At 42.9% G+C, this 12,089-nt stretch carries 12 protein-coding genes; 6 read left to right on the top strand and 6 right to left on the bottom strand.

From position 1 onward, the window contains the following. Nucleotides 1–97 precede the first annotated feature (97 nt). Nucleotides 98–496 carry a hypothetical protein gene (locus tag AACU33_RS04595; RefSeq protein ID WP_096587249.1) on the top strand — a complete coding sequence of 133 codons (399 nt, stop codon included), beginning with the start codon at nt 98–100 and terminating at the stop codon, nt 494–496. Nucleotides 497–525: 29 nt separating this feature from the next. Here AACU33_RS04595 and AACU33_RS04590 read toward each other — a convergent pair whose 3' ends face one another. The 3 genes from AACU33_RS04590 to AACU33_RS04580 all read right to left on the bottom strand — a co-directional run bounded on the left by AACU33_RS04590 (nt 526) and on the right by AACU33_RS04580 (nt 4,120). Further along, nucleotides 526–1,401: a GNAT family N-acetyltransferase gene (locus AACU33_RS04590; protein WP_096587248.1), complete on the bottom strand. Its 876-nt coding sequence runs from the start codon at nt 1,399–1,401 to the stop codon at nt 526–528. 40 nt (nt 1,402–1,441) lie between these two features. Then, on the bottom strand, nt 1,442–2,296 hold the full coding sequence (locus AACU33_RS04585) for a GNAT family N-acetyltransferase (RefSeq protein ID WP_339375763.1): 855 nt from the start codon (nt 2,294–2,296) through the stop codon (nt 1,442–1,444). Nucleotides 2,297–2,368: 72 nt separating this feature from the next. Continuing rightward, a complete protein-coding gene (locus tag AACU33_RS04580) occupies nt 2,369–4,120 on the bottom strand; it encodes a peroxidase family protein (RefSeq protein ID WP_096587246.1) in 1,752 nt (583 codons plus the stop codon). Between the two features lie 903 nt (nt 4,121–5,023). Between AACU33_RS04580 and AACU33_RS04575 the strand changes: the two genes are divergently transcribed. The 3 genes from AACU33_RS04575 to AACU33_RS04565 are packed head-to-tail and all read left to right on the top strand — an operon-like array spanning nt 5,024 to nt 6,967. Continuing rightward, nucleotides 5,024–6,325 carry a cytochrome P450 gene (locus tag AACU33_RS04575; RefSeq protein ID WP_096587245.1) on the top strand — a complete coding sequence of 434 codons (1,302 nt, stop codon included), beginning with the start codon at nt 5,024–5,026 and terminating at the stop codon, nt 6,323–6,325. A gap of 19 nt (nt 6,326–6,344) precedes the next feature. After that, nucleotides 6,345–6,776: a hypothetical protein gene (locus tag AACU33_RS04570; RefSeq protein WP_096587244.1), complete on the top strand. Its 432-nt coding sequence runs from the start codon at nt 6,345–6,347 to the stop codon at nt 6,774–6,776. An 11-nt stretch (nt 6,777–6,787) separates the two neighbouring features. Then, the gene (locus AACU33_RS04565; protein ID WP_339375762.1) at nt 6,788–6,967 is read left to right on the top strand and encodes a hypothetical protein; all 180 of its coding nucleotides are present in this window, start codon (nt 6,788–6,790) and stop codon (nt 6,965–6,967) included. 278 nt (nt 6,968–7,245) lie between these two features. Here AACU33_RS04565 and AACU33_RS04560 read toward each other — a convergent pair whose 3' ends face one another. Next, on the bottom strand, nt 7,246–8,328 hold the full coding sequence (locus tag AACU33_RS04560; RefSeq protein ID WP_339375761.1) for a c-type heme family protein: 1,083 nt from the start codon (nt 8,326–8,328) through the stop codon (nt 7,246–7,248). Between the two features lie 171 nt (nt 8,329–8,499). Between AACU33_RS04560 and AACU33_RS04555 the strand changes: the two genes are divergently transcribed. Then, nucleotides 8,500–9,108, top strand: coding sequence for a YbhB/YbcL family Raf kinase inhibitor-like protein (locus AACU33_RS04555; RefSeq protein WP_096587242.1), 609 nt, complete (start codon nt 8,500–8,502; stop codon nt 9,106–9,108). A 70-nt stretch (nt 9,109–9,178) separates the two neighbouring features. On the opposite strand, the gene hisG is transcribed toward AACU33_RS04555, so the two are convergent. Continuing rightward, entirely contained in the window at nt 9,179–9,823 is a 645-nt protein-coding gene (gene hisG / locus AACU33_RS04550) for an ATP phosphoribosyltransferase (protein WP_096587241.1), read from the bottom strand. Between the two features lie 77 nt (nt 9,824–9,900). Here hisG and rppA point away from each other — a divergent pair, with 77 nt between their 5' ends. After that, nucleotides 9,901–10,590, top strand: a complete 690-nt coding sequence (gene rppA, locus AACU33_RS04545; protein WP_096587240.1) for a two-component system response regulator RppA — start codon at nt 9,901–9,903, stop codon at nt 10,588–10,590. A 69-nt stretch (nt 10,591–10,659) separates the two neighbouring features. Here the strand turns inward: rppA and AACU33_RS04540 are convergent, their stop codons facing one another. Next, nucleotides 10,660–11,691 carry a 1-acyl-sn-glycerol-3-phosphate acyltransferase gene (locus AACU33_RS04540; RefSeq protein ID WP_096587239.1) on the bottom strand — a complete coding sequence of 344 codons (1,032 nt, stop codon included), beginning with the start codon at nt 11,689–11,691 and terminating at the stop codon, nt 10,660–10,662. Nucleotides 11,692–12,089: the final 398 nt, after the last annotated feature.

Below are 12,089 nucleotides of genomic sequence, written 5' to 3'. Positions count from 1 at the left end.
CGGTTAATTTCATCTAAATCAATGCACTATTTTAGCTGTGTCACGCTACTACATTGCTGTTGTGAGTTAGCTGATTCAAGATTTAGGGTGAACTACCATGCAGACAAAACTTTTCTGGTTCATGCTGGGAATATTACTCTGGGTAGGCTTTGGAGCCTTAATCGGCGGATTAGGGGCGATGATTGTCAGATATACCTGGGTTCTCTCGGTTGTGGGTTACGGTGCTGCAATTGGGGCGATGTCAGGATTCATCGTCACTTCGCTGGGATTGGCGATCGCTGCCAGAGTGCGATCGCCAGATGTGATAGTGTGGATACTGCTTGGCTCGATTGTGGGCGCAGGTATTGGATTTAAAAGTGTAGTTTTCTTTGGTCATTATCCTCATGGAAGCCAAGCCGATTTATCTTTTCTAAGGTTTGCTCCGATCGGTTTGGCGATTGGTACACTTTTAGGAATTGTTTTTGCTATAGGAATATGGAAATCTCAAAGTCGTTGATTAACTGTGGAAGCCTACAACAAATTTTCTTAACAACGCGCCGAACGAGGTAGCATAAACTTTTCCTTTTCTGCGGCAAATTTACCGCGTACCATCAACACAGCTTCATCAAGTACGTAAGGGAATGCTTGCAGATTCTCAAGATTGAGAAGTTCTGGACTAAAGTAAATCAACACCTCTTCAATGGGTTGAGGTATCCTATCGAGGATTTTCTGCAAAGGATATATCTGTGTTGTCACTAAATCAAAAAGATGAAGTCGAGTATCTTCAATTTCCATACAGGCAATTAAATCTAAATCTTTTGCATAATGCAAAGTACGACTTCCTTCATTCACAAAGAATACAGCTTTTTCTTTGACTACCCCAATTATGTGAGAAACGGGAACCCGCGTTTCCAAAAGTCTGTGCAGTAATCTCAAATCTGCGACATCTGCAACATCCAGGGTTCTCCAGCCATCAGTGCTACCTGTAGAACTACACTTCACTTTGAAGATATGTTCTTCAACTACGCGAAAACCAAAAGGTAGGTAAAATTCTGGTTGCGGTGTCGTCAATACTAAGGTTTCATAACGCCGATCGCAATATTCTAGTACTTCATTCATGACTTGGCGGTAATAACCTCGTCTGCGAAATTCCGGATGAGTAGCTACTCCATGAATTCCGCCTACAGTTACTCTCTGTCCCATAATTTGCAGAGGAATTTCTAACACTCCTACATGGGTAATGACTCGATCGTCATGAAAGCGAATAAACGGAGTCGAAGCAGCTTCCCAAGATGCACCCAGTTTTCTACCACATTCAGCTAAACTGCTGATGCCAGGGAATGTGATTTCCATTAACTCCATAAGCTTACTGCTGAGAGAAGGGTCAGTAGCAAATGATTGTTGGAAGCGATCGCAACTCATAGTTCAGATATGATGCAAGTGTTACAAAATTCATTCCAGGTTAGTTAAACAACACCAAGCCGAATTCCTCGCCAGTAGCTCGAAAACCAATACCGCGATAAGCTGCTTGTGCTGCCAAGTTTTCTCGTTGTGTAAATAAGATAGCCCGTTTTACTCCCTGCGATCGCGCTGCTAATAATGAACCAGCTACCACGCTTTTAGCATAGCCATTACCTCGTAAGGCTGGCGGTGTCCACACTCCACCAATCTGCACGATGTCGGGTAGGCGGGCGTTAAAGGCACTGTAAGCTACAGGAGTATTTTCTGCGACTAATACCCAATGCCTAGCTTTAGCTTGATACGCCTCGATTTCATCATAGAAAGATAAGCGCAAATCTGGTGTTTCTGCTTGTTTTAAAGCTTCCACATTATAAGCAGCGTACCATTCGCTGAGTAAATCAAATTCTTCTGGATGTGGCAATCGGCACTTTAATTTTCCCGAAGCTAAAGCTGGGGGTATCTGCAAATCTTGCAAATCTAAGGAAAATAATATTTCACTCTCATCTAGATGAGTTGGTCGATTGACAAGTCCCAAGACTTCCTTGGCGGCTGCGACTTGTGCAGCCGGGCCAGCGATTCCAGAAATGGCGCGATGAGATTGTGATACTGCTGCTTGCACTACTTCTTGGAGATACATTGGCGCTTGCACCACAACCATTCCATTCCAATAATGGGCAGCGACAGCAACTATCTCTGCATTTGCGATCGCTGCTACGTATGTTCCTTGAAACGTTGCGCCTTGGTCAAGCAACCCCGCCTCCCGCCAATTAGAACGCAGAAACATGGAAGTATCGATATGTTGCACCAGAAAATTCTCTAGCAACATTTCATCACCAGGTTGTAAGGTTCTTAGCATAGGCAGGGTGCAGGGTGCAGGGGGACAAGGAAGACAAGGGGGACAAGGAAGACAAATGACAAATGCCCAATACTAAACCCGACGCCAAGGGGCGAAACCATTTTTGACGCCAGATAAAGCAGGAGCCAAGCTAGGGAAGTGACGTTGCAGGACAGTTAATATACCGTTGTTGTCAATCCAGTCTAGACCGAACTGAGTATAAATTTCGGCGCGATAGTCTTTGGTAAAGAAGCGATCGCTCTTTAAGCGGCGAGAAGCCATTAAGATAAATACGCGAAATGCAGTATCGCTAAAGCCAAAGCCTTTGGGTAGGTCTTCGGCAAACATCCCTACAACTAAATCTACGCTGTTGATGTCATTGTTGTAGACTTCGCGCAGTTCTTTTGCCCAGGCTTGATTACTGGTAATCTCTTCAAAGGATTGGACTCGACCGCGACCAATGATTTCGCGGAAATCGTTGTAGCGAGGAACACCCCGTTCGCGATCGCGCAGAATATCAATCGCTGCTAAATCAAAAGTCTCGCCGTTGTCTCTGATGAGTTGCTGTAAGGCTTTGGGATAGTTATGTAAGGTAATTGCACCAGGATGGGCGATTCCTAAAGAATAAAATAAATCTGCTAATCCAATTTCTTCTACTACTCCCCTGGAACGTTTACCACCCACTTCAAAGAAATCGCCTTTGCGTCGCAATTTACCTGTTGTGTGCGAATAAAATTCAAATTCATCGGGAATTAGGGGATGTAACCGATAAACGGTGACAAATTCTTCGGTGATATAGTAGGGCGCTGTATGGTGATCGGTTGGGGAACCAATAATTCCACTGATTGTTTCATCATCGCTAACACGCCCAAACATCCGTTTGAAGTTTTGCCCAAGTAGTCCCCACCAATTAGCACTCATGGCAATTTGCAATGCTGGATGGGCGAGGATGCCAGGAGTCCATTCGACGGTATGAATTTTTGCCATCAATGCCGCGTTAATTAGTCGCGCATGGTCGAAGAGGTCGTCATCTTTCCATTCTGGGTATTGCTGCTTGAGGCGATCGCAGATGGTGTTATGCTCTCTGACAAACAGAGTATGCAATAAACTCAAGCCGATCCACCAGTTATCGTTGAAACCCGTGCGCTCGATACCAATTGCTGGATCGAGTGGTAATAGTCCATCATCACCAATAATTAGTTTGCCATCAACGTGCGATCGCAATTCATCGACCTTTTCGGGATGGCTACCATAGATTTGCGAACCATCCCACCAATGAGTCACTTTGTTAATAAATGTTGGCGGTTGTGCTTGCTCGCCTTCAGGACGGCTTTCATCTACTAGAGTTTCTTTAATTGCCATCGGTCGATGCTCTTGCGGCCAGGTATCATCCTCTGCAAGGGGAATGACGATTTTTTTATCTGGACGATTGTCGCCATGAGCAAACCAGTCATGGTTTTGGAACTGAATCCAAGCCGCAGCCAAGATATTTAAAGATGTTGCAGGAATAAATTCATTTCGCGTCATCAATCTCTGGCTGATGATGCGGGGATTGGGGTGAAGTAGATTTTTGCGATCGACTTTCACCTCTGTTAGTGGAACGTTTCGCCCTAAGCGAGTACCTACCATCCCCATTTCTGGATGCTTGAGGTCGTTAAAACTACCGTCTGCGGTGCGCGCCACCAAATGACGACCATCAGGGCTGGGTTGTGGATGTGGAAGTTTTTCTGTATCTGCAATTTGAGATGTATCGTGGAGGTTTTTTTGTCTCAGTTCTTTGCGAAACCCAGCTAATTTTATTAATGCTAATGGTGTAGGTAGGCGATGCCAGGGAATTCCAAACATTTTAACAAATTCCTTAAGTATGCTTTTAGACAATAATTTAAGATTTTGAGGCTATTATTACTTACACCTTAATTTCGTAATTTCCTTAAGGCGTAACTATTTTTTTAGATGCCGACTTCAGAAATATTAACTACTCCTGAGATTTATTAGTCCTCACAAGTGGAATTTATGCAACCTCAGATGCTAGAGCGTATCTACTCTATTTTGTTGCATTTTGTATAAATCAGTATTGACAGAGTTATGGGGTTTTATATCTATCACCCCTGTTTATCAAATTTATGCACAATTCTATAATTTTTTGAGAAAAATATTTTTTACTAACCGCCAAGTGCGCCAAGTGCGCCAAGGAGGAGACATAGAAGATTTGATGTATCTATGAGGAGTTATATATAGCAATCTTATAAGTGTTTTAAGCGCTATAGAAGGCTGCAAGCATTTATAGGCAGTACTTATAAACTGAACTGTTACTTACGAATGATTTAAAAATGCTATAGGTTAATATAGTTTTATTTTGAAAAAAGCTTGTGTCTATAGCAATTTACATAAAACCCTATTGGTAGGCAATGCTCGTGCTATCTGTATTTTTAGTCCTATCTAAAAGTTGGCATTATTAGGTGTTTGTAACAAAACAATAAGTTGATAATCTCATGAAGTTAGTTATCTTATAATACCTATCAAACTTACTCAAGTATCTTCAAATAGGAATATTACTCCTAGGGGTATTGTTAGATTATTCATCAGACTTAAGAATAGATTGTAGATAAAGATTCTGGCATTATTCCGCAATTGATATCATCAATAATTTCTGTATTAGAAATATAAAATCTGCGGAAAATGTTTTTCATGCTTTGTGTAATCAAATACTGTTTGCTACTATAACTACTTGCATCACACTAGCCTTATATGGACACATATCCTTCAACGAATGTCCTCGATATCTTGCGCCTCTTAGGAAATTTGACGGGTAAATTCCTCCAGAGTCCGCATCAGTTCAACGCCAAGGTGGTACTAACCAATTGGTTGAAAGGATTAACTATCAACTACAAAAGCGAGAACATCATTTTAGATTTTTTGCTCAAAAAAGTATTGCTGGTATCTGGGCGCGATTTATCAGCGCACATCCTCAAGGAAGCACCGTCTAGCAAAGGTTACATTGAAGGAACGCTGAAGAAAAAGGGGATGTCTTATCTCGCACCTGAGGCGTTGACAATCAGCCATGACGAACAATGGCAACGCTTACGTCCTTACAATGAAAAAGTGCTTTGCACAGGTGCCCAACATCATTATCAACAAGCTTTTCTCAATCAAATACATCGTGCTTTCTCTACGCCAGTATCCAGCATTGCGGAGATCAGGCAATGTATGGGAATGGCGATGTTGGGTATTGTATTTGGCGAGAATGTCGCGCCTGTGAGTTTAATCGAAGATATCCAAGTCTTGTTTAGCATGGTAGGCAACCCCATCAAAAGGATGCTGCGGGGAAAGCGCGAACAAGAACGACGGACAAAATTTTATGCTTGCTTAAGACAGCTATGGCAAGAAAGCGAACAATCTCATCAACCTTCACTACTGTCTATGGCACATCATATGCAACCCGAAGCTGATGAGGAAGAGTTGATAGAACAAATTCCCCACTGGATGTTTACGTTTACGGGTTCGGGTACGGATTTGTTGGTGAGGTCTTTGGCTTTGATTTGTTCTCATCCAGAAGTTTTACAGCGAGTGCAGGATGAAATCAATCGCCAGGGTTCCTTGGCGGAAACTTCGACAATTGCCCAATTAACTTATCTTGAAGCTTGCATACTAGAAACTGGTCGCCTTTATCCGCCGGTTACGCTGACGTTTCATCTTGCACCAGGCGGAGATGTTTTTAATAACCATCGGATTCCAGAAGGGATGGATATTCTGCACTTTTTCCCAATTATGCAACGGAATTTGGCTGGGAATCCAAGTGCTGATTTGTTTTTACCACAACGATGGCTAGATGCAACACATTCAGTTGATGCGCCTTATTCCAATTTATTTTTAAAAGGTGCGCGTAGCTGTCCCGGAAAAGATCTAATTCTGTTTGTATGTAAAAGTGCGATCGCAATTCTTCTGGAACAACAAAAACTCAGAGTTAGCAGCACTCAACTCTTGCAAAAACCTTTACCACTCTACTTTCCAGCGCAAGATATTCGCTTTCATACCCAGTTAAATCATTAATTTTATGAGGTTACAAGCAATGGCTATGACAACAGCAGACATGATGAATATGTCGCCTGCTGAATTAGACGAACTTTATCAAAACAGCCCTGTGGGCGAAATTCCCGACGGTCAAGGTAGAGGTACAGTTGTTTTTGTCACGGGAATTCCCAGCCGCAATATTTTGTCATGGCTTGTGAGGTTGCTGGCTTGGCAAGGAAAAGTGTTCGATCGCGATCGAGGTTACTTATTAAATCGCATCACTGCATTTGGCATGAAGTTAGTCAAAGCTAAAGTTTATCAGGGTGATAGTTGGTTTAGTAAAGGTGAAGCAATTATCCTAGATTATTCTCAAACCTCATTTATTGCGCAAAAAATCAGAGATGAAATCAGAGAAGTTTCTCCTGGGGTTTATCTCGGTCAAGCTTATTGGGGTAAGACGCGGGTGTTGTGTTTTGCATTGGAATTTTGAACTGTGATTTTATGCAAATATCCCAAGCTGAATTAGATGATTTGTACAAAAATAGTTCAGCAGGCGAAATCCCTGAAGGTTTTGGCAAGGAAATTGCTATCTTTACGGCTGGTGCTTGCTGGGGGAAGATTTTCTCGATCGCGCCACCTCAGAGTTACCATTTAAGCAATTGTGACAAGCGGACGTATTAACAATACAAGCCGATGTTTTAACATCACAGACCGACGCGTTAATATCACAGCCCGATGTTTTAACATCACAAGCCGACGCGTTAATATAACAACCCGATGTTTTAACATCACAGACCAACGCGTTAATATCACAGCCCGATGTTTTAACATCACAAGCCGACGCGTTAATATCACAGCCCGATGTTTTAAAATTGCCGTGCTGACCCTTGTCTTCCTTGTCTCCTTTGTCTCCTTTGTCTCCCTTGTCTCCCCACACTCCCCACACCCCCCACACTCCTCTACTCCTCCCTATCCCCCTCTCGCCTCATTTCCTTCGCCGCTTGCTGCAACTTCTGAAAATAATCGCTTTCAGCAATTTCCGCAACTTGGTGTATCCGTTTTGCTTGATCGATTTCCACGCGCAACTGTTCTACCTGCTCGGATAATTGCTGTTCGCGATCGCAAACTTCCCGTGCCATTTTTTGAAATACTCTTCCCAATTGTCCCAATTCATCAGTACGTTGGGCGATTTGGGAGAGTCCTTGCTGTTCCAAATCTCGGACTTCCGCAGCGCTAACCGTATCTCGGCTCATGGTTTGTGCAAGTTGAGCAATTGGTTTTAAAGGTTGAATAACTCTCCATTTAAGTAAGTAGTTGATGGAGATAATAACTAATGCAAAAATGCCAATAAATATGCTGATGAATAACAAAAGTGCTTTGCGCGCATTGGCAAACACTTCACTTGCAGGAATATAAATAATCTGAGTCCCAATAACTTGATTTAGCTTCCAGCCGTAACCGTTTTTTGTACCGTAGCGTTGAACGTGGCTTTGAGGCGCTATATCGGGGCTACTATGACACTTAAGGCAGCTAGAACTATTCACAACTAAAGGTTGAGCGCTGTAAAATAGCTGTTCCCCAGCTTGGTAGCGAAGATCGGATAAAGTTTTTAAAGTGCGATCGCTCTCAAAGCGTTCAACTAATTTTGCCTCAAATAAGTCAGCTTGGTCATTTAAATTTGTCGGGTTAAGCGTAGCTTGCTTATAAGTCAAATCTTTGTATTGCCAATTGACTTTAAAATTCTCCAATACCCTTCTCGCTGAAATGCTGGGTATAGTTTCGGGAATAAACTTAGTTTGAGAATCGGCAAGTTGCGTAATCAGTGGTGCAATATCATTGCTAGTATAACTGCTTACCGAATTAATAATATGCATTGCCATCTGTCCGCGTGCGTTCATCTCCACCAGCGCTTTTTGCTCCAGCGCTTTCGATAATGCAAATCCCCCAAGCCCAATTCCACTAATAAAAATTAGCGACAGTAGCAGTGTAAATTGAGACGCCAGTTTAAACCGAGCCAGCATTTGCGCAAATTCCATCAACATTCTTTTTTACCTATATATCTGGAGCCTATGAACTCAAGCAAATGTAGTAAGCATTATGAAAGCATTCACAGTTGCTACTCTGGGCAGATATACAGAAATCCTTATGCTAAAGCAGAATTATAAAATGAGAGATAATGCACAGTCTCAATCTCAAGATGGGGGTGCAGGATCGTGAGCAGCAGACGAGTTTTTCTGTTTCAAAGCTTCAGTATAATTTGGTTAGCAGAATTCTCTGCGATCGCTTGTAGTTCTGTTGGTAATAACAATACCCAAATTCCCCTCACCCCAAGCAATAAGTTACAAACGGAGGGAAAAAGCATGAAACTAGAAAGCAGCGTCTTTGCAGCTAATAGCTCCATTCCCGCTAAATATACTTGTGATGGCTCAGATATTTCCCCAAGTATAAGTTGGGATGAACCGCCCACTGGAACCGAAAGTTTAGCATTAATTGTTGACGATCCCGACGCACCGAGAGGCACGTTTGTACATTGGGTGCTTTATGATATACCTGCTACAGTGCGCCAATTACCAGAAAAAGTTGCTAGTACCAAAACTTTACCCAGCGGTGGAGTGCAGGGAAAGAATGATTTTGGCAAATTGGGTTATGGCGGCCCCTGTCCGCCTAGCGGTACGCATCGGTATTTTTTCAAACTTTATGCTCTAGATAAAAACTTAGGTTTGCAACCAGGCGCAACAAAACAGCAAATTTTGCAAGCTATGGACGGTCATGTTTTAGTAACAGCAGAGTTAATCGGACGCTACCAACGGCAGCAGAAATAGCTAAGAATTTTGCTAGAACATTCCCCTGAATCTGCTAATACTCAATTCAGGGGAGTAGATTAAAAGCTAATTAAACTGTAGCTAAAATATGCGATCGCACATCCTCTACCAATTTATGTAAATTATCTGTATTCAGGCGATAACTTAGTGGATGAGCAATCAACCTTGCTGTACTTTCATACAAAGTTGTAATTTCCACCAAACCATTTTCTCGCAACGTCCGCCCAGTAGACACCAAATCTACAATTGCTTCTGACATCCCGGTAATCGGCCCTAGTTCCACTGAACCATACAAAGGTACGATTTCTACAGGTAAATCCAAACTTTGGAAATATTCACGGGCGCAATTCACATATTTAGAAGCAACCCGACCATGAGCTGGTAAATCTAAAGGTGATTTATAAGGACTGGATGCTTTAACAGCTACAGACATCCGACAATATCCAAAATGTAAATCTACCAACTGTGCCACTCGCGGCTGTTTTTCGCGCAGCACATCGTAACCAATAATACCGAATTGTGCCTGACCATATTCTACATATACAGGCACATCCTGACCCCGCACCAACAGTCCTTTTGCTTGTCCGCTAGCATCAAGAATCTGAAGTTGGCGGTTCCCTGCGTCTAAAAAAGCGCTAAAATCCAATCCTACAGATTGCAGTAGGCGGATGCTATTCTTCAGTAGTTCCCCTTTCGGCAAAGCAACAGTCAACATGATCGTTCTTGGTATCCTTGGCATATCGGCGGTTCAATAATATTGAGAATATCTCGATATGCTGACCAATAAGCAGTATGAGAATTTTATTAGTTGATGACGAAGTAGAACTAACTGGCCCCTTAAGTCGCGTCTTAACCCGTGAAGGTTATAGCGTCGATGCAGCTTATGAAGGCATCAATGGCAGCAACCTGGCACAAACTGGCAGTTATGACCTGCTAATTTTAGATTGGATGCTACCTGGAAAAACAGGCTTAGAAATTTGTCAGGAATTACGCCGCCAAGGTAAAACCACTCCCGTGCTGTTTCTCACAGCCAAAGATACTCTCGATGACCGAGTTGAAGGTTTGGATGCAGGTGCGGATGATTATTTAGTTAAACCGTTTGAATTGCGGGAATTGCTAGCCAGAGTCCGCGCCTTGTTGCGTCGTTCTGGCGTGGAGATATACAGCGCAACACCAGGACGCCTGACTGTAGCTGATTTAGAACTAGATGTTGATAACCAAGTAGCTTATCGTCGAGAACGAGTGATTGAACTTTCTCAAAAAGAAAGCCAATTACTACAATACTTCATGGAACACTGCGGACAACTGCTGACGCACGCCCAGATTATGCAAAATCTTTGGCAAGATGAAGAACAGCCAAGTAGTAATGTAATTGCAGCCTTAATTCGCCTGCTGCGCCGTAAGATTGAAGGTGCTGGCGAAAGTCAATTGATTCACACCGTTTATGGCAAAGGCTACCGCTTTGGGAGTGGGGGAGAGTAGCGGGAGTGTGGGGAGTGTGGGGAGTGTGGGGAGTGTGGGGAGTGTGGGGAGAAATGAAATGACTGTTGACTATTGACTATTCAATAATCGATCGATTTGCAGTTGCAATTTTTCGCGAAATTTTTGAGCTTGTTGATAAACTGCTGTACGTCCTTTATCGGAATTTGTATCCAATCCTACTGGTTCCAACGGTTGAATAAAGTAACGCAGTCGAGTTTTCATTGCCCAAACTCCCATTGAAGGAAAGAGAATCAACAGCAGCATCAAAGGCGATAACGGTAAGAATGGTAATTTGAATAATCGTTGCAATTTTCTGAGATTTATCGTCCAAGGATGCAAATTCTCATTACCGATGCAAATGACTGGGAGAATGGGAACTTGATAGCGATCGCTCAACTGTATAAAACTGATATCAAACTTGTCTAATTGATAGCGTCTTCTCCAACCTTTCAACGGCCCGCGTAAACCTTCAGGTGCATACAGGACAATTTTACGCTGCTGCATCGCCGCTTCAAAAGCATCAAATTCTGCGCGCACACCACCTAAAACCCGCGACCATCCTGGCGGTAGCCACCAAACCATCCACGGATGCTCGAACAATGAAACGCCTGCTAGAGGTTGCACAGTCCATCCCCGTTCTTGACTTAATAGATAAGCCAAAGTCAAAAAATCCCAAGGAAAACTCATCCCTGCATGATTCATTGCCACAATAAATGGCCCTGTTGGCGGTAAATTTTCAATTTGCTGCAATTCGCCTTGAAAATAATGTTTCACAATAGGAGCTAGAACTTCTTCGCGAAAAGCTCGTTGATAATTTGGATCGAATTCGCCAACTTCTTTGCGTGGAGAACGACAGCCAAGACGCAACCACCGAATCAGCAGCGCTAGGTAAAATCCACCGGGCAACAAAAACAATATATATTCCAGCCAATTCCAACCATCTGGATCTTGATGGTAATGTTGCCAATGGCGATTAAATATAATTAACCAGCCTGGAGGATAACATAGGCAAAACCAATCAAACCAGCTAAATTTGTAGCCATCATTTGATGGCGTTTCTAGCTGAACATTGAGGATGTTCTCAGTGCTTTGGTTGCTCACAATTACTATGCAGTTAATTATTTAACAATGTATTTATAGCGTTTCTGATTCAGATACGGTACAAAATTCTATCGCGAGGTGTAGGGGCACGGCAGTGGAGCATACGTGTCAACTTAAGCTAAAAGCTATATACGGCGCGTGTTGTACAAAAACCCTCGCCCTCATCCCCTCACCCCTTCTCCCCCAGGAGAAGGGGAATTAAATCTCTTGCTCCCCTATCCCTGTGGGAGAGGGGCTGGGGGTGAGGGCGAAACCTTGCAACCAAGCGGGTTTCACGTTAAGTTGACACCAATGGACAGTGGACAAACCCCTAGGAAGAATCTATCTGTATAGAATATTGGTAAATTCGTATCAGCTACAACTATTGATATTTATATGTCAAAATTACGATCTCAAAT

The organism is Calothrix sp. NIES-2098, assembly GCF_963875125.1.
GTDB lineage: Bacteria > Cyanobacteriota > Cyanobacteriia > Cyanobacteriales > Nostocaceae > Aulosira.
The sequence above is the reverse complement of the archived record's forward strand: the minus strand, read 5'-3'. Positions and strand labels throughout refer to the sequence as shown.